The sequence below is a fragment of the Nonomuraea sp. NPDC049419 genome (assembly GCF_040676995.1).
In the GTDB taxonomy this organism is placed as follows: Bacteria; Actinomycetota; Actinomycetes; order Streptosporangiales; family Streptosporangiaceae; genus Nonomuraea; species Nonomuraea salmonea.
The window spans coordinates 45,828-62,779 of record NZ_JBFAQB010000031.1; the positions used below are offsets into that span (position 1 = coordinate 45,828).

Annotated in this window: 16 protein-coding genes; 9 read left to right on the forward strand and 7 right to left on the reverse strand. The window is 70.5% G+C overall.

The genetic code is table 11. The features are described 5' to 3' along the window. Nucleotides 1-12 precede the first annotated feature (12 nt). Complete coding sequence (locus AB0K12_RS45575) at nt 13-1,065, reverse strand: quinone-dependent dihydroorotate dehydrogenase (RefSeq protein WP_364575091.1); 1,053 nt, start codon at nt 1,063-1,065, stop codon at nt 13-15. Between the two features lie 6 nt (nt 1,066-1,071). Further along, on the reverse strand, nt 1,072-1,722 hold the full coding sequence (locus AB0K12_RS45580; protein WP_364575093.1) for a response regulator transcription factor: 651 nt from the start codon (nt 1,720-1,722) through the stop codon (nt 1,072-1,074). A gap of 18 nt (nt 1,723-1,740) precedes the next feature. Between AB0K12_RS45580 and AB0K12_RS45585 the strand changes: the two genes are divergently transcribed. Together AB0K12_RS45585 and lpdA are read left to right on the forward strand one after the other, a co-directional pair. Next, nucleotides 1,741-2,115: a tautomerase family protein gene (locus AB0K12_RS45585; protein WP_364384193.1), complete on the forward strand. Its 375-nt coding sequence runs from the start codon at nt 1,741-1,743 to the stop codon at nt 2,113-2,115. 39 nt (nt 2,116-2,154) lie between these two features. Beyond that, nucleotides 2,155-3,534, forward strand: a complete 1,380-nt coding sequence (gene lpdA / locus AB0K12_RS45590) for a dihydrolipoyl dehydrogenase (RefSeq protein WP_364575095.1) — start codon at nt 2,155-2,157, stop codon at nt 3,532-3,534. Between the two features lie 25 nt (nt 3,535-3,559). Here the strand turns inward: lpdA and AB0K12_RS45595 are convergent, their stop codons facing one another. Next, entirely contained in the window at nt 3,560-4,249 is a 690-nt protein-coding gene (locus AB0K12_RS45595) for a hypothetical protein (RefSeq protein ID WP_364575097.1), read from the reverse strand. Between the two features lie 130 nt (nt 4,250-4,379). Here AB0K12_RS45595 and AB0K12_RS45600 point away from each other — a divergent pair, with 130 nt between their 5' ends. From AB0K12_RS45600 to AB0K12_RS45615, 4 genes are all read left to right on the forward strand, one after another. After that, nucleotides 4,380-4,937 carry a TetR family transcriptional regulator gene (locus tag AB0K12_RS45600; protein WP_364575099.1) on the forward strand — a complete coding sequence of 186 codons (558 nt, stop codon included), beginning with the start codon at nt 4,380-4,382 and terminating at the stop codon, nt 4,935-4,937. Nucleotides 4,938-5,042: 105 nt separating this feature from the next. Further along, complete coding sequence (locus tag AB0K12_RS45605; protein ID WP_364575101.1) at nt 5,043-5,537, forward strand: hypothetical protein; 495 nt, start codon at nt 5,043-5,045, stop codon at nt 5,535-5,537. A 140-nt stretch (nt 5,538-5,677) separates the two neighbouring features. Further along, nucleotides 5,678-6,433 carry a hypothetical protein gene (locus tag AB0K12_RS45610; RefSeq protein WP_364575103.1) on the forward strand — a complete coding sequence of 252 codons (756 nt, stop codon included), beginning with the start codon at nt 5,678-5,680 and terminating at the stop codon, nt 6,431-6,433. A gap of 123 nt (nt 6,434-6,556) precedes the next feature. Continuing rightward, entirely contained in the window at nt 6,557-10,147 is a 3,591-nt protein-coding gene (locus AB0K12_RS45615; RefSeq protein WP_364575105.1) for a S8 family peptidase, read from the forward strand. Between the two features lie 4 nt (nt 10,148-10,151). Here AB0K12_RS45615 and AB0K12_RS45620 read toward each other — a convergent pair whose 3' ends face one another. After that, a complete protein-coding gene (locus AB0K12_RS45620; protein ID WP_364575107.1) occupies nt 10,152-11,129 on the reverse strand; it encodes a helix-turn-helix domain-containing protein in 978 nt (325 codons plus the stop codon). A gap of 123 nt (nt 11,130-11,252) precedes the next feature. Between AB0K12_RS45620 and AB0K12_RS45625 the strand changes: the two genes are divergently transcribed. Beyond that, nucleotides 11,253-13,283: a cellulose binding domain-containing protein gene (locus AB0K12_RS45625; protein ID WP_364575109.1), complete on the forward strand. Its 2,031-nt coding sequence runs from the start codon at nt 11,253-11,255 to the stop codon at nt 13,281-13,283. Between the two features lie 46 nt (nt 13,284-13,329). On the opposite strand, the gene AB0K12_RS45630 is transcribed toward AB0K12_RS45625, so the two are convergent. Then, a complete protein-coding gene (locus tag AB0K12_RS45630; protein WP_364575111.1) occupies nt 13,330-13,761 on the reverse strand; it encodes a hypothetical protein in 432 nt (143 codons plus the stop codon). 174 nt (nt 13,762-13,935) lie between these two features. Between AB0K12_RS45630 and AB0K12_RS45635 the strand changes: the two genes are divergently transcribed. After that, on the forward strand, nt 13,936-15,072 hold the full coding sequence (locus AB0K12_RS45635; RefSeq protein ID WP_364575113.1) for a helix-turn-helix domain-containing protein: 1,137 nt from the start codon (nt 13,936-13,938) through the stop codon (nt 15,070-15,072). On the opposite strand, the gene AB0K12_RS45640 is transcribed toward AB0K12_RS45635, so the two are convergent. After that, nucleotides 15,033-15,767 (reverse strand): hypothetical protein, encoded by a 735-nt coding sequence (locus tag AB0K12_RS45640; protein ID WP_364575115.1) that lies wholly within the window; start codon nt 15,765-15,767, stop codon nt 15,033-15,035. The genes AB0K12_RS45635 and AB0K12_RS45640 overlap by 40 nt on opposite strands. A 288-nt stretch (nt 15,768-16,055) precedes the next feature. Beyond that, nucleotides 16,056-16,346 (reverse strand): hypothetical protein, encoded by a 291-nt coding sequence (locus tag AB0K12_RS45645; RefSeq protein WP_364575117.1) that lies wholly within the window; start codon nt 16,344-16,346, stop codon nt 16,056-16,058. A 243-nt stretch (nt 16,347-16,589) separates the two neighbouring features. On the opposite strand from AB0K12_RS45645, the gene AB0K12_RS45650 reads away from it, so the two are divergent. Continuing rightward, nucleotides 16,590-16,952 carry a hypothetical protein gene (locus AB0K12_RS45650; RefSeq protein ID WP_364575119.1) on the forward strand — a complete coding sequence of 121 codons (363 nt, stop codon included), beginning with the start codon at nt 16,590-16,592 and terminating at the stop codon, nt 16,950-16,952.

Below are 16,952 nucleotides of genomic sequence, written 5' to 3' on the forward strand. Positions count from 1 at the left end.
GCCCACCTTAGATCACGCCGTACGGCCGACGGCTTCCATGACCGAGCTCAGGCCGTGGCGGCGGACCCGGCGCAGCAGCTGCCGGTGGATGCGGGCGGCCCACAGCGGGCCCCCGTAGATCCAGCCGGTGTAGCCCTGGACGAGGGTGGCGCCGGCGAGGATGCGCTCCCACACGTCGTCGACGTCCTCGACGCCGCCGACCGAGACCAGCGTGAGCCGGTCGCCGACCTTGGCGCGCAGCCGCCGCAGCACCTCCAGCGAGCGGGCCTTGAGCGGGCGGCCCGACAGCCCGCCGCGCTCGCCGTCGTGCTTGATCGTGGTGTTGGTGGCGATGATGCCGTCGAGGCCCAGCTCCATGGCCAGCTCGGCGACCGCGTCGACGTCCTCGTCGGCCAGGTCGGGCGCGATCTTGACGAGCAGCGGGGTGCGGCGCGGGGTGGCGTCGCAGACCTCCTTGACCGCGGTGAGCAGCGGCCGCAGCAGCGAGACGGCCTGGAGGTCGCGCAGCCCGGGGGTGTTGGGCGAGCTGACGTTGACCACGAGGTAGTCGGCCAGCGGGGCGAGCTTCTTCGCGCCGGCGACGTAGTCGGCGGTGGCGCCCGGCTCGGGGATCACCTTGGTCTTGCCGATGTTCACCCCGACCACGACGGGCACGCCGCGCGGGCGGCGCAGCCTGCGGGCCGCGGCGTGGGCGCCGGCGTTGTTGAAGCCCATCCGGTTGATCACCGCGCGCTCGCGTACGAGACGGAACAGGCGGGGGCGCGGGTTGCCCGGCTGGCCGTGGGCGGTGATGGTGCCCACCTCGACGTGGCTGAAGCCGAGCGCGGCGACGGCCTCGGCGCAGGCGGCGTCCTTGTCGAAGCCGGCGGCCAGGCCGAGCGGGCCGGGGAAGTGCACGCCGAACGCGCTCACGCGCAGGGCCGGGTCGTGCGGCGCGTACGCCCGGTGCAGCAGCCGCTTGAGCAGCGGCAGCCGGGCGAGGAGCGCGAGGGCGCTCACGGTGAGTCGGTGCACGGCCTCGGCGTCGAAACGCCGCAAGACCTGCGAGAACACGAGGCGATACATCACGCGTCAGGCTACCAAGCCGGCCTCGTGGGCGATGATCGCGGCCTGCACGCGGTTGCGCACGTCGAGCCGGGTGAGGATGGCGCTCACGTACGCCTTCACCGTGCCCTCCACGATGTGCAGCTCGCGCGCGATCTCCGCGTTGGACAGGCCCCCGCCGAGCAGCGCGAGCACCTCGCGCTCCCGCTCGGTGAGCACCTCGATGCGGTCGCGCGCCTGCGCGCCCTTCGCCATGCGCCCGCCGGACAGCTGCGCGATCACCCGCTGGGCGACCTTCGGCGACAGGTACGCGGCCCCCTCGGCGACCGCGTGGATGCCGGCCAGCAGCTCGCGCGGGTCACCCGACTTGAGCAGGAACCCGTTCGCGCCCACGTCGAGCGCCTTGGCGATGTAGTCGTCCTCGCCGAACGTGGTCAGCATCACCACCGCCGTGCCGGGCGCCGCCCTGCGGATCTCGGCGGCGGCGGCCAGGCCGTCGAGGCGCGGCATGCGGATGTCGAGGAGCGCGACGTCGGGGTGGTGGCTGATGGCGAGGTCGACCGCCTGCCTGCCGTCGCCCGCCTCGGCCACGACGTCCAGCTCGGGGTCGGATTCGAGGATCGCCCTGACCCCCGCTCTGATCATGGCCTCGTCGTCGGCCAGGAGTATGCGGATCACGCCCTCTATAGTGGCGGCATGGCGCAGGTGAAGGTGTACGGCCGCAGGGACGTGTGGGCCGGGCGGCAGCGTGAGGTCTCCGATCTCATCCAGGCGTGCCTGGTGAAGGCGTGGGGGCTGCCCGAGGACAAGCGGTTCCACCGGTTCCTGCTGCTCGACGCCGACGACTTCGTCTGCCCGCAGCGGAGTGAGCGTTATCTCATCATCGAGATCGTCTGCTTCACCGGGCGCAGCACCGAGGCCAAGAAGGCGCTGATTCGCGAGATCTACGCCAGGTCGGGGTACGATCCCGAGGACGTCGAGATCACGATCATCGAGATGCCCACACACAACTGGGGCATCCGGGGCGTTCCCGCAGATGAGCTCAGCCTGCCGTACAAGGTGGAGGTCTGAGGTCAGGGGCAGGTACGCCCGGGCGGTATGGTCCGACTCATGAGCACTCACTATGACGTCGTCGTCCTCGGCGCGGGTCCTGGAGGTTATACGGCCGCGGTCCGCGCCGCCCAGCTCGGCCTGCGCACCGCGGTCGTCGAGGAGAAGTACTGGGGTGGCGTCTGCCTGAATGTGGGCTGCATTCCGTCCAAGGCGCTGCTGCGCAACGCCGAGCTCGCCCACATCTTCCACCACGAGGCCAAGACCTTCGGCATCAGCGGCGAGGTCACCTTCGACTACGGCGCGGCCTTCCAGCGCAGCCGCAAGGTGGCCGACGGGCGGGTCAAGGGCGTTCACTACCTGATGAAGAAGAACGCCATCACGGAGTACGACGGGCGCGGCACGTTCCTCGACGCCAACACGCTCCAGGTCAACGGCGAGACCATCACGTTCTCCCACTGCATCATCGCGGCCGGCGCGACCACCCGGCTCATCCCCGGCACGCAGCTGTCGGAGCGCGTGGTGACGTACGAGGAGCAGATCCTCTCCGAGGAGCTGCCCAGCAGCATCATCATCGCGGGCGCGGGCGCGATCGGCGTCGAGTTCGCGTACGTGCTGCACAACTACGGCGTCAAGGTGACGATCGTCGAGTTCCTCGACCGCATCGTGCCGCTGGAGGACGAAGAGGTCTCGGCCGAGCTGGCCAAGCGCTACAAGCGGCTCGGCATCGAGGTGCTGACCTCCACCCGCGTCGACTCGATCGAGGACAACGGCTCCTCCGTCAAGGTCACCGTCACGCGCGGCGACCAGACGCAGGTGCTGGAGGCCGACAAGGTGATGCAGGCCATCGGGTTCCAGCCGCGGGTCGAGGGCTACGGCCTGGAGAAGACCGGCGTCGAGCTGACCGAGCGCGGCGCGATCGCCGTCGACGGCCGGTGCCGCACCAACGTGCCGCACATCTTCGCCATCGGCGACGTCACGGCCAAGCTGATGCTGGCCCACGCGGCCGAGTCGATGGGCATCATCGCCGCCGAGACCATCGCGAACGCCGAGACGATGGAGCTCGACTACGTGATGATCCCGCGCGCGACCTACTGCCAGCCGCAGGTGGCGAGCTTCGGCTACACCGAGGCGCAGGCCCGCGAGCTGGGCTACGACGTGAAGGTGTCGAAGTTCCCGTTCACCGCCAACGGCAAGTCCCACGGCCTCGGCGAGACGGCCGGCTTCGTGAAGATCATCAGTGACGACACCCACGGCGAGCTGCTCGGCGCCCACCTGATCGGGCCCGAGGTCACCGAGCTGCTGCCCGAGCTGACGCTGGCGCAGCAGTGGGACCTCACCGTGCACGAGGTGGCGCGCAACGTCCACGCCCACCCGACGCTCGGCGAGGCCGTCAAGGAGGCCGTCCACGGGCTCGCGGGTCACATGATCAACATGTGAGCCACCGACCTCCGGCCGCGGCGCGTCAGGCCCCCTGTACGCGTATGCGCTCCATGGCCTCAAGAGCCGCGGCGGGGTCTCGGTGCAGCGCCGGATTGTCGCGCAGGTAGGCCGCCTGCCGCGGGGTCAGCTCCATGCCGACGGTCGTCCCGTCGATCTTCATGGCCAGCAGGTTGCCGACGAAGACCAGGCCGATGGTGGCGTCCCCCAGCGAGTCCAGCAGCGTGGCGATCGCCTCTGCGTTGGTCTTGGTGATCGCCGCCTGGGTCTCGAAGTACAGCTTGTTCTCCCCCGCCGAGACGGCCAGCCCGACCGCCGACTCGACGCGCTCGGCGCCGGCCTGTCGCTTGAAGACGGTCAGCACCGCCTGCCACAGGCTGCCGGTGAAGATCACGCTGCCTCTGACGACGTCGCCGCCGAGTTCGCGCAGCGCCTGGTGCACGCGGCGCAGGGTGAGCTCCTCGTCGCCGCCCGCCACGTACACGACGGCGACCGCCGGCGCGGCGCCGGCGTCGCCGCGCGCGAGCCTGCGGGCGGCGAAGGCGAGCCCGGCGAGCTGCCGCCGCGCGGCCGGCGTGCCTCGGTACGGCACCCGCTCGGCCGTGGCCGGGTCGGCCCTGGTCACGGGGCCTGCGGGGGCGTCGGGGTCACCAGCGAGGGCGCCCGCGTACGTGCCCGGCTCGTGGGTGGCTTGCGGGGGCGTGGATTTGGCCATGGGGGGTCTCTCCGGGAGTCTCCGGTGCGGCGCGTACCAGGGTAGGCGCATCGGAGGCGTGAACCAGAGAAATCCGCGCTTTAAGCGTCCCTGGGGATGTCGCGAGCCGCGGCGTGGAACGTGTGCAGGCATGGGAGTCCCCGCGAGGCGCCTGCCGGTGTCCGAGGTGCGCCGGGCGCAGATCACGTCGGCCACGATCACCGTGCTGGCGCGGCGGGGGTTCGCGGGCACCAGCTACGACGCCATCTGCCGGCAGGCGGGGCTCAGCAGCAAGCGGCTGATCTCCTACCACTTCGCCGACAAGGAGGAGTTGCTGGCGACCGTGGCGCGGGTGGTGCGGGAGGAGGAGGCGGCGTTCGTCCGCCGGGCGGCCTCGGGCGTCTCGGGGGTGCGGGAGCGGCTGTCGGCGTACATCAGGGGGCGGCTCGACTTCGCCGCCGCCCGGCCCGAGCGCGTACGGGCGCTGCGGCAGATCGTCTGCAACACCTCCGAGTCGGGCTCCGACGGGTGGTGTCCCGCCGAGCTCTTCGCGGAGGGGCAGCGGGAGGGGGCCTTCCGTGCGTTCGACGCCGAGGTGATGAGCGCGGCGCTGCGGGGGTCGATCGAGGCGCTCGCCCTGTCGGACGATCCGCGGGCCGGGGCCGACGAGCTCGTACGCGCCTTCGACCTCGCCACCAGGCCCTCCTAGCTGCACTTCTCACCAGATCTTCACATTCCACTGAGAAATATCTGAGGATGCACGGCGACCTTGGAGGGGACGAAGACCCCTCGTACCGGACGGTGGTCCCCGCACATGACCTCAACCTCCTCACGAACGACCGCGCGGCCCAGCCGCCGCCGCGGATCCGCAGGCACCGCGATGCTGCGGCTCGGGTTGCTCGCCCTGGTGGCGATCGGCCTCGTGGGCGCCGCTCTCGAGCTGGCCTTCGAGCGCCACTGGCAGACCCCGCCCCAGCTGATCCCCTGGGTGGCCATCGCGCTGCTCGCGGTCGCGCTGCTCATGCTCGCCCTGCGCGACGCGGGGCCCGTGCTCACCGTGGTGCGCGTGCTCGCCGTGATCGTGCTGCTGGCCTCGGCGTACGGCGTCCTCATGCACGTGGTGGCCAACCACGGCATGGGCGCGATGGATCCCGACTGGGACTCGCTGTCGCCGCTGTCGCAGTGGTGGTCGGCGCTGACGAAGTCGGTCGGCGGCGCGCCGCCGCTCGCGCCCGGCATGCTCGCCCAGGCCGCGCTGCTCCTGCTGCTGGCCAGCGTGACCCCCAAGCGGCGGGAGCTGCCGGCCTGACCAGGCAGGCGTCGCGGTGACCGGCCCGACGGGTGGGGGGCCGGTCACCGCCGTCCGCGCTTGTCCGGAACCTTCCTCCGGTATTTCGCGTCACATCCAGGCATGGCAGGAAGTGACACGAGAGGTTGGTGGGTTCGGTGATGTTACGTCGTACCATCCTGGCGGCGGTCGTACTGGCGGCCACCGCGTTGAGCGCCGACGGGGCGGTGGCGGCCGTACCGTCGGCGGCGGTGTCTCCGACGCCGGTGGCCATCGCCGCCACGGGCACCACGGACGACGAGCCGGTGTGCGCGCGTCTCAAGGGCGTGGAGGCGTGCGTGGGCCCCGACGGGAGCGCCCGCCCCGGCATCACCGTCGAGGACACCCGTGACGACGGCTACCACCCGGCCGTCGAGTACTACCTGAACGGCTACCTCGGCACCAAGTACGTCATCCACAACCTGGCCCGCAACGGCGAGGTGCGCGGCAGCAGGGAGATCGGCAAGACGATCACGTTCCGCGCCGCGCTCTACCGCGGCGGCAAGCGCGTCAAGTACGGCCGCTGGAAGACCGTCAGGAACGTCGCCAAATACCCGGTCAAGCGCGACACCCGCACCACCCCGGCGGCAGCCCGCGCCAAGTCCGAGATCTGCACCTCCACCAAGGGCGGCGCCACCCTCTGCTTCGGCGAGCGTCCCACCTTCGTCTACGCCTGCGACACCCGCGCCGACCGCTTCCAGGCCCGCGCCGAGTACTTCATCGCCGGCGACCCCACCGCCCGCTTCGAGATCCACCAGCTCGCCGGCACCGGCACCTGCGGCAAGGCGGAACACGGCGACCTGGCGATCAGCATGTATCGCGCCTCGCTCTTCGACGGCGGCCGGCGCCAGGCCACCCGACTCTACAAGTACAACTGAGCTCCAGCCCTGCTGTCATGTTCGCGACATGTCGTCATTTGACCAGGCTGTTCGACTGCTTCTGACCGGCAGGATCCCCCATTCTCTTGAACGGGTAAAGCCGCACGAAAGATCGGTTCGTTCATGAGATGGATCCCCCTCTTCGCCGCCACCGGCGTGGGCCTGGCGCTGCTCGCGGCTCCGGCCCAGGCCGCGGAGCCAGGCCAGCCGGGCGGCGGGGAGCAGCACCGGGTGACGTTGATCACCGGTGACGTGGTCACCGTACAGGAGTTCGCCGGCGGGAAGCGCGCCGCGACCGTGAAACCGGCCGAGGGCCGCGAGGACGTCAGGTTCTTCACCCGCGAGGAGAACGGCGACCTGGTCGTCACGCCCGCCGACATGGTGCCGTACCTGTCGCGCGGCCTCGTGGACGAGCGACTGTTCTCGGTCGGCGAGCTGATCGAGCAGGGCTACGACGACGAGAGCAGCGACGTGCTGCCGCTCATCCTGTCCTACCGCGACGGCGCCGCGAAGGGCGTCACGCTGCGCAGCGTCAACGCCGCCACGATGCGCGCCGAGAAGGACGACCTGCCCACGCTGTGGAGCGCGTCGGGCGAGCCGAGGCTGCGCGACGGGCTGGCCAAGGTGTGGCTCGACGGCAAGGTCCACGCGACGCTGGAGCACAGCGTCCCGCAGGTGGGTGCGCCGCAGGCGTGGCAGGACGGCTACGACGGCACGGGCGTCAAGGTCGCCGTGCTGGACACCGGCATCGACGAGAACCACCCCGACGTCGCCGGCAAGATCACCGAGACCAGGAACTTCACCGACGACGAGTCGGTGAAGGACGAGCACGGCCACGGCACCCACGTCGCCGCGACCGTGGCGGGCACCGGCAACGGCGCCGGCGGGCAGCGCAAGGGCGTGGCCCCTGGCGCGCAGCTGGCCATCGGCAAGGTGCTCGACAAGCGCGGCAGCGGCACCGAGTCGCAGGTGCTGGCCGGCATGGAGTGGGCGGCGCGCGAGAGCGGCGCCGACATCGTCAGCATGAGCCTCGGCGGCGGCGCGACCGACGGCACCGACCCGCTCAGCGTCGCGGTGGACCGGCTGACCGAGGAGACCGGCAGCCTGTTCGTGATCGCGGCGGGCAACGAGGGCGACGACTACACCGTCGGCTCCCCCGGCGCGGCCAGTTCGGCGCTGACCGTCGGCGCCGTGGACGGCGACGACGCGCTCGCCTCCTTCTCCAGCCGGGGCCCGCGCCTGGACGAGGCGATCAAGCCGGACATCACCGCGCCCGGTGTGAACATCACCGCCGCCAGGGCCTCGGGCACCACCCTGGGCACCCCGGTTGACGACCTCTACACCCGGCTCGACGGCACGTCCATGGCCACGCCGCACGTGGCGGGCGCGGCGGCCATCCTCGCCCAGCGCCACCCGGACTGGAAGGCGGGCCGGCTCAAGGACGCCCTGGTGTCCACGGCGAGGACGATCGACGGGCAGACCCCGTTCGAGCAGGGCGGCGGCCGCCTCGACGTGACGCGCGCCCTGCGCCAGACCGTCACCGCCACGGCCTCGCTGAGCCTCGGCGTGTTCGAGGACGGCGGCACCGCCGTCCCGTCCGGCACGATCACCTACAGCAACGCCGGCGACTCCCCCGCCACGCTGACGCTCACCCCTGCGCTGTCCAACCTGGACGGCACCGCCCCCGGCGACGGCGCGCTGACCCTGTCGGCCACGACCGTCACGATCGAGCCGGGCGCGAGCGCCACCGTGGACCTCCAGGTGGACCTCGCGAAGCTCCAGCACGGCAGGCACGCCGGTTACGTCACCGCCACCACCGCGGACGGCTCCGCGCTCGCGCACACCACGCTGGCGCTGACCAGGCGCGGCAAGATGCACAAGGTCCACTTCACCGCGATCGGCCGCGACGGCCAGCCGTCCCGCGTCCCGGTGATCATGATGTACGGCGCCTCCAGCAGGGACGACGCCTACGGCTACATCCTCGACGAGGCCGAGGGCTGGACGGTGGAGATGCCCGAGGGCGTCTACCACACCCAGGCCATCATGGGCGAGACCAGCGACGAGCTGCCCATGGACACCCTGATGGTCTTCCCCGAGCTGCAGCTGCAGCAGGACATGGAGGTCGTGCTCGACGCCAGGACCGCCGTGCCGGTCGAGATCAGGACCTCGCAGCCGGTGATCCAGGACGGCATCGCCACCTACTTCACCTACCGCACGTACGGGAACAGGAAGATCGCGCTCGGCGCGATGAACTTCCCGTCCGTCGAGGGCCTGGCCGTCACCCCGACGGCGCCCGTCAGGAACGGCACGTTCGAGTTCGCCTCCCGCTGGCAGCTCGCCGCGCCCCGGGTGAGCGCCCGGCTCGGCCGCGACGACCTGGTGGTCAGACCGACGATCAGGTCTCCTGAGATCTCCGGCACCCAGCACTGGAAGCTCGCCGACGGCGACGCGGGCGGCACGCTCAAGGGCAAGGCCGCGGTCATCACCAGCAGCTCGTTCGGCGACTGGTCGAACAAGATCGACGACCTCAAGGCGGCCGGCGCGGTGGCGGTGATCGTCGTCGGCCCCGACGGCCGCGCGATGTGGCAGCCGTGGAACCCCACGGGCGCCCGCGACCCGCTGCCCACCCTCATGATCACCCACGACCGCGGCCAGGTGCTGCTCGACCGGGTGCGCAAGGGCGGCGGCACGCTGCGGGTGACGGGCCGCTTCCAGACCCCGTACCTGTACGAGGTCATGCAGGTCTCCCAGGGCCACGTGCCCCAGAAGATCGTCCATGACGTGAACTGGCGCAACACCGCCCTCGTCGACTCCCACTACCAGGAGTCGGGCGGCGAGCGGTACGGCAAGGACCAGCGCTTCGGCTGGCGGCCCTGGCAGCAGTACAGCCTCGACAGCCAGATGGAGACCCAGCGCTACCTGCCGACCGGCAACCGCAGGGCCGAGTACGTCAGCTCGGGCGACACCCAGTGGCAGCACATCGTGCAGCACATGCTCACCTGGGAGTCCAGCTCGCGGCTGCGCGGCGGGCTGACCGACGTGCCCCGGACGTACCGGGCGGGCGAGACGGTCAGGGAGACCTGGTTCGCGCCCGTCGTCCGGCCGGTCGCGCGAAGCGCGAGCCGTACGGGTGACGTGCTGAGCGTCGAGGTGCCCGAGTTCGTGGACGCCGCCGGGCACATCGGGTACGCCGGCGGCAGCGGCGACAAGGACACCACCGCCGCCCGCTTCTACCGCGACGGCGAGCTGGAGGAGGAGCGCGCGACGCTGAGCGGCACCTACCCGGCCACCGAGCAGGACGCCGAATACCGCATGGAGCTGTCCACCACCCGCACCTCCGAGAACTGGCGCTACGCGACGGCGACCGAGTCCGCGTGGACGTTCAGGTCGGGCCGCGCCGAGGGCACGAAGGAGCTGCCGCTGCTCGGCGTGGACTACACGATCCCCGCCGACCTCGAAGGCAGGGTGCCGAGGACGCTCCCGGTCCCGCTCGGCTTCACCGCCAAGGGGGCGAGGACGCTGAGCGCCGAGCTGTCCTACGACGACGGCAAGACCTGGAAGCGCATCCCGGTGCTGCCGCTCGGCCAGGGCCGCTACTCCGCCCTCGTCGCGCACAAGCGCACCGACATCGGCGTCTCGCTGCGGGTCACCGTGACGGGTGACCGGGGCAGCCGGTTCGAGCAGACCGTGACCAGGGCGTACGGCGTGCGCTGACCGATCACAACCAGTGCTCGCGGGCCGCATGCCAGGCAAGTTGCATCCTGGTCTGCGCGCCCGCGAGCCGCATGAGGTGGTAGACGCGGCGCTGCACCGTACGCAGGCTGAGCCCGAGCTGGCTCGCGATCGTCTTCTCCGGCACGCCGGCCACCAGCAGTGACAGCAGATAGAGCCCGTCGGCGTCCAGGGGGCACGACCCGGTGTCGGCCACCTGGCCGTCCTCCGAGAACCTGATGGGCGTCGCCCGCTCCCACTGCGCCTCGAACAGCGCGATCAGCGCCTCCAGCAGGCTGCTGTCGCGCACCAGCGCGGCCGTCAGCTCCGTCATCCCGCCGACGTGCTGGACCAGCGGCAGCAGCGCGGTCTCCCGGTCGGCGATCATCATCCGCACCGGCAGCGTCCGTACGGCGCGGGCCTGCTCGCCCAGCTTGATCCCGTACGCCACGTTGGCGACCATGCCGGGCTCCTCCAGCAGGGCCCGCTCGTAGATGACCCGATAGCCCACACCCCTGCCGAGCGCCTGCAGCTCCTCGTCGTTGTCCTGCGACGGCATCACCACGTGGCCGGCGCGGCAGAAGTACAGGACCTCCTCGCGGGCGCTGTCCTGGAGGTGGCGTACCTGCTCGCGCAGCGCGGCCCGGCTCGGCAGCACCTCGATCAGGCGGTGGGCGTCGCGCCTGCGGGCACTCGCGCGGTACTCCTCCGAGAGCTGCTCGACCGCCTGGCGGGCCCAGTCGATGGCCTCCTGGCCGCGTACGAGCCGGGGTCCCAGCGCCACCTCGGGCGCCACGGGCGCGAACCTGCCCGGCGCCACCTCTCTGACCAGCCCTGACTCGCGCATCCCGGCCAGCGCGCGGCCCGCCTCCGTCTCCCCGGCGCCCAGCTCGGCGGCCAGGCCCGCGGTGTCGGCCTCGCCCGCTCGTACGAGTGCCCGGTAGACCCGTTCCTCCAGTTCGTCCAGCCCCGCAGCCTTCAACATGCCGTCCATCATGGCATCCGGGACATTTCATGAAAGTTTCAGCCGCGATTGACGGGCGCGCGGCGACCCGCTGATGATCGCACTGCTTTCCCGGTGTCCCCTTCCCAGCATGAGGTGCGCCCGATGCCGAAAGTCCCGTTACGAGCCGCGCTGGCCGTCCTGCTGACGCTGACCGCGCTCAACGCCCCTGCGACCGCGTACGCGGCCGACGACGAACCCGTGGCCGTGACCGTCAACGCCCGCGCGGGCCTGGCCGCCGTCCCCGAGACGGGCATCGGCGCCAACCACGCCATCTGGGACACGAACCTGGGCACGAACGCCACCGCCGACCTGCTCAAGGACGCCGGCGTGAAGCTCCTGCGCTATCCCGGCGGCTCCTACTCCGACATCTACCACTGGGCCGACCACACCGCCCCCGGCGGCTACGTGGCGCCGAACACCGACTTCGACACGTTCATGGCCGGCGTACGCAGGACCGGCGCGCAGCCCATGGTCACCGCCAACTACGGCACCGGCACCGCCGAGGAGGCCGCCGCCTGGGTCCGCTACGCCAACGTCACCAAGCGCTACGGCGTCAAGCTGTGGGAGATCGGCAACGAGAACTACGGCAACGGCCACTACGGCGCCGCCTGGGAGGCCGACGACCACGAGGACAAGAGCCCGCACGAGTACGCCCGCCACGTCGTCGCCTACTCCGACGCGATGAAGGCCGTGGACCCGACCATCAAGATCGGAGCGGTGCTGACCACCCCCGCCAACTGGCCCGACGCCATCGTGGCCGAGGGTGACAGCGGCTCGTGGAACCAGGTCGTCCTGTCCACCGCCGGCTCGAAGATCGACTTCGTGATCCTGCACTGGTACCCGGGAGCCCTCGACAAGACCGGCCACGTCCCCGACATCATCCAGCTCACCCGCGAGCAGATCGCCGCGTACGCGGGGTCTGGCGCCGAGCGCATCGGCATCGCGATGACCGAGTTCAACACGGGGTCGAGCAGCAACGGCACCAACACGCAGCCGGGCGCGCTGGCCGCCGCCGACGCGTACGCGACGCTGCTGGCCGGCGGCGTGTTCACGGTGGACTGGTGGAACGTGCACAACGGCATCGGCGAGGTCACCGAGGTTGCGGGACACACCGACTACGGCGACTTCGGCCTGCTGTCCAGCGCCGGCTGCACCGCCGACGGCAGCGTCTGCGAGCCGCCGCTCAACACGCCCTTCGCGCCCTATTACGCGCTGCAGATGGTCGGGAAGTTCGCCCGGCCCGGCGACCACTTCGTCCGCGCCGCCGCCTCCCGGCCCGACGTCCAAGCTCACGCCGCCCGGCGGCCCAACGGCGACCTGGCCGTCCTGCTCATCAACACCTCGGCCGACGCGTCGTACCCCGTCGAGCTCGACTACACCGGCTTCTCCCCCGCGGCCGGCGCCCCCACCGTGCTGAGCCACACCAACGGCGCCACCGCCATCACCACCGGCTCGACCGGCAGCGCCACCGCGCAGACGCTCCCGCCGCTCTCGATGACCACCGTCATCCTGCGGCCCGCGAAGCCGCAGGCCCCCCGCCCCGGCACCCCTGGCCGGCCGAAGCTCACCTCCGTCACGGACACCACCGCCACGATCACCTGGCCCGCCGTTCCCGGCGTCGCCAAGTACGAGCTGGTCCGCCAGCACGGCGCCGTCACCGAGCAGCTCGGCGAGACCTCCGGCACCCGGCTCACCGTACGCAACCTTGAGCCCGGCACCCGCTACACCGTGAACGTGCTCGCCCGCACCCACGCCGGCGCCCAGTCCTATCCGTCCCTCCCGCTCACCTTCACCACCGGCACCCCGGCGACCAGCACGTGCAGCGTCAAGCTGACCGTCCAGTCCGACTGGGCCAGCGGCTACGTCGGCGCCCTCGACGTCACCAACCACGGCCCCCCGCTCGACGGCTGGACCCTCTCCTTCGCCTGGCCGCGCTCCTGGCAGAGCCTGGGCAGCGGGTGGAGCGCCGTGTGGACGGAGGACGGCGGCGAGGTCCGCGCCGTCAACGAGCCCGCCAACCCGACGCTCGGAACGGAGGCCACGGCGTCGATCGGCTTCGTCGGCAACTACACCGGCCCGAACGTCCTGCCCCGCGTCTTCACCCTGAACGGCACGACCTGCACCCTCCGCTGACCCTGGTCGGGCAGCCGGGCCCGCCCCGCATCGGGCCCGGCTCCCCTCAGACGTTGGGGTTGTCGAGGAAGCCCGACCTGACGCAGGTGTCGCTCCCCGCGTCGTCGACGCAGCCGATCACCCTGATGCCGGTGACGTCGACCGTGTACCTGAGCGGCAGGCCCGTGGAGGACACCGTGCCGTTGTTGCAGCCGTTGGAGTCGTAGTGCTTCGTCGTGTCGACGCCGTCGGGGCGAGAGGTGAGGTACACCCGCAGGCGCACGTACACGTCATTGTCGTCGCAGGCGGTGTCGGTCACCCTGAAATTGATGCCGTCGATCGTCGAGCGCCCGTTCCAGTTCCATGAGGCGTAGGCGTTGACTCCGGTCCGGCTGACCGAGGCGCTGGCCGCGTGCGCCGTCCCGGTCATGACGACGAACGTCATCATGCCCACCGCCAGGGCGAAGAGCGTCTTGATCCCTCGGCTCACTGATCTCACGAATCACTCCTCATCGTGTACAGAAATGTCCGTGCGGCACCGCTCGAAAGGCCATCCTGCTCCCGCGGCCCGGCGGTCCCCCGTCACGTGATCAGGAGCATGCCATTGCGGAGGGTAAAGGCCTTGACGCGCCGCGACCGACTGTTTGACCATGAGCGCCATGCACGGTGACACGTGTCCCGCGACGCGGAGACGGCCACCGTTCTCCGGCTTGGGGCGATGATGCCGGCGGCACGGGGGACGCACGCCACGGTGGTCCGGCTCGACACGGTGCCGGTGCGGGAACGCTTCGACTTCTGGTGGCAGACGGTCTCCGAGTCCGTCGTGTCCGTCGACGCGTCCAGCGACCGCGCCGCCGATTACTGGGCGGAGATGCACCTCATCGACCTGGGCCGATTACAACTGTCCCGGGTCCGATGCCACGGATTCCACGCCCGCAGGACCGCGAGCCGCATCCGCCGCTCCGACCCGGAGACGTACCAGCTCTCGGTCACGATGAGCGGCCGGTCGGTGCTCCGGCAGGAAGGCCGCGAGACGCCCCTGGCGTCCACGGACATCACCATCTACGACGCCTCCCGCCCCTTCGACGCCTGGAACACCCCCATCGGCCCATCCGCGCCCGGCGCTCGGACCGGCCCGCGCGCGCCCGGCGCTGAGAGCGGCCCCGTCGGCCCATCCGCGCCCGGCGGCGACGTGTCCGAGGGGCTGATCCTGAGCGTCCCCCGCGACATGCTGGCCCTCCCGCACCGGCACGTACGCCATCTGCTGGCCAGGCGGATTCCCGGACACGACGGCCTCGGCTCCCTGCTCCGCGGCCTGCTCCAAGGTCTGACCCACGCCGAGCACCTCTCACCGGCCGACCTCACCCGCCTGTCAGGCGTGACCGTCGACCTCCTCACCGCCGTCCTGGCCCACCAGATCGAGACCAACCCGGCGCCGAACGTGGCGGACCCCGCCGCCCTGCTCCTCCTCCGCATCCGGGCGTACATCGACCGCCACCTGCACCAGCCGGACCTGTCCCCCGCCGGCATCGCCGCCGCCCACCACATCTCGCTGCGCCACATGCAGCGCCTGTTCGCGCAGGAGGGCGACACCGTAGGCGGCTGGATCCGGAGCCGCCGCCTCGAACACAGCCGGCGCGCCCTGGCCGATCCCGCACTCGCCACGCTGCCGGTGAACGTCATCGCCGCCCGCTCGGGCTTCACCAGCGAAGCCCACTTCAACCGGCTGTTCCGCCACGTCTACGGAGTGCCCCCGGCCACCTACCGCCGTCAGACCGCCCGCACCTCGGCGAGCCGCTTGACCGAGTAGTCGTCATCCCAGCAGACCGCGGCCTCCCACGCCGCCGACGCCTGATAGGCGACGTCGTACGCGTCCTCATCGAGCCCAGCGGCATTGTCAGGCAGCACCAGGTCAAGCTCAGGCACATCGACGTGCGCCTCATCCCAGTCGATCAAGGTGACCCGATCCCCACTGATGAGGACATTGCCCACATTGTTGGGATCACCATGCACCACACAGGTGGCCCGCCCAGCCAACCGCGCCCAGGCCGCCCGGCACCGAGCAACGGCCTCCGCCGGCATCTCCCGCAGATCGACCTTCGTCCCGCTCTCGGCATGCAGCAGGTCTGTGGACGACCGCCACCCCGGCCGCTGCGGCCACTCAGCCGTCAGCCGATGCAACTCCCGAAGCACCTCAGCCACCCGCCGCCAGTCATCCGTCGTCTCAGGCGCCCGGCCCTCCACGTAGGACATCACCACAAGCCCATCCACGAACAACCGTCCATCCATGGTCGGGACGGGCACCGGCACACTCAACCCCGCCCGATCGAGATGAACCAGCAGCTCGGTCTCCCAGGCAAGATCATCATCACTCCGGCCACCCAGCCGCCCCACCGCGAGCCGCCCGTCAACGCGCACACTCCACACGTCATTGGCGACGCCTCGCGTGAACGGCTCAACCCGGCGAACGTCCGTACCCCACTGCTCGAGCGCTTCCCACCCCATCGCTGAATCCTAGCCAGCCCCGGTACGTTCGCCCCCATGCGCCGACGCTCGCCTCGGCCCCGATCGCTGCCGGCTCTCGCGAGCCGGATGGACGACCCTCATGACGACGTGCGACGAGTGGCCGCCCACCTGGTGGCCGTCATAGGGGCGTTCCGCAGCGAAATCATCGACGCCCTGGCCCGGATCGGCAAACCTGAGCACCTCACTCATCCTCATCCTCATCCTCATCCTCAGCCGCTCGGCCGCTCGGCCAGGAAAGGCTTTCATGGCGTCATGACCTGCGCGGTTTCAGCAAATCTTCACCTTGTCGAATATCGCGGACTGCTGCGACTGGCTTCTCCTCGTCTCGCCCTGCTTGATCGGCATGCAGGGACTGTCGAGCCCGAGCTTCCATACAACGATGATGTTGTAGTTCCAGGCGCAGTTGTTCTTCACCTTGACCCAGGGCTCCAGAGCAATGGTGTAGCCCTGGTCAACCACCTTGAAACAGTCCGCCGCCTGCGCGGTCTGCGCATTCGCGGAGCTCGCCCCGGAAATCAGCAGGAGCGCGGTCCCCGAGGCGACGGCCAGTGCTTTCACGCATGCCTTCTTCATCGCGAGTCCTCTCGACTTTCGAAGATCATCTGGCGTTGCGGCCAAGAGTAGGGGACGGCCTCCTGATCCGCTAGGGGTGATCACTGAAAACGTTCCCCGGCCTGCCGCTCCGCTATCACCGCAGCTCAGAGCCCCTGCAAACCGATGGTTGACAATCGTGAACACTTGTTGCCAAGATCGACATCAACTTCGGGCCAGAGCGCCCGCTTTCCCATGCGAAGAGGGTCGATGAGGAAACTCGCGATTGCCGGCATCACTCTGATCACGTCATTCTCCGTACTCACCGTCAGCCCCGCGGAAGCGCAGATGGCCGACAGGAACCTCATCACGCTCTGGGAGCACGACGACTACACAGGCGCACGCAAAGACGTCACCTGCGTCACCCAGATCCGTGACGACCTGGGCGCACTGGAAAACCAGGCCAGCTCCATGGCCAACGCCTCCTACTCGGGCATCGACCTCTACAGCGGCGACAACCTGACCGGCATCAGGTATTACGCGGCCCCGCGCAGCAACGACAGCGACTTCACCAACAACGGGTTCGACAACACCGTCGAATCTCTGCGTTTCAGGACCGTTCCCTGCGCCTGA

Coding starts and splice junctions, on each gene's coding strand:
- AB0K12_RS45605 (WP_364575101.1), top strand. CDS start 5,043: ATGACCTCAACCTCCTCACGAACGACCGCGCGGCCCAGCCGCCGCCGC.
- AB0K12_RS45620 (WP_364575107.1), bottom strand. CDS start 11,129: ATGTTGAAGGCTGCGGGGCTGGACGAACTGGAGGAACGGGTCTACCGG.
- AB0K12_RS45600 (WP_364575099.1), top strand. CDS start 4,380: ATGGGAGTCCCCGCGAGGCGCCTGCCGGTGTCCGAGGTGCGCCGGGCG.
- AB0K12_RS45625 (WP_364575109.1), top strand. CDS start 11,253: ATGCCGAAAGTCCCGTTACGAGCCGCGCTGGCCGTCCTGCTGACGCTG.
- AB0K12_RS45650 (WP_364575119.1), top strand. CDS start 16,590: ATGAGGAAACTCGCGATTGCCGGCATCACTCTGATCACGTCATTCTCC.
- AB0K12_RS45595 (WP_364575097.1), bottom strand. CDS start 4,249: ATGGCCAAATCCACGCCCCCGCAAGCCACCCACGAGCCGGGCACGTAC.
- AB0K12_RS45585 (WP_364384193.1), top strand. CDS start 1,741: ATGGCGCAGGTGAAGGTGTACGGCCGCAGGGACGTGTGGGCCGGGCGG.
- AB0K12_RS45610 (WP_364575103.1), top strand. CDS start 5,678: ATGTTACGTCGTACCATCCTGGCGGCGGTCGTACTGGCGGCCACCGCG.
- AB0K12_RS45575 (WP_364575091.1), bottom strand. CDS start 1,065: ATGTATCGCCTCGTGTTCTCGCAGGTCTTGCGGCGTTTCGACGCCGAG.
- AB0K12_RS45615 (WP_364575105.1), top strand. CDS start 6,557: ATGAGATGGATCCCCCTCTTCGCCGCCACCGGCGTGGGCCTGGCGCTG.
- AB0K12_RS45640 (WP_364575115.1), bottom strand. CDS start 15,767: ATGGGGTGGGAAGCGCTCGAGCAGTGGGGTACGGACGTTCGCCGGGTT.
- lpdA (WP_364575095.1), top strand. CDS start 2,155: ATGAGCACTCACTATGACGTCGTCGTCCTCGGCGCGGGTCCTGGAGGT.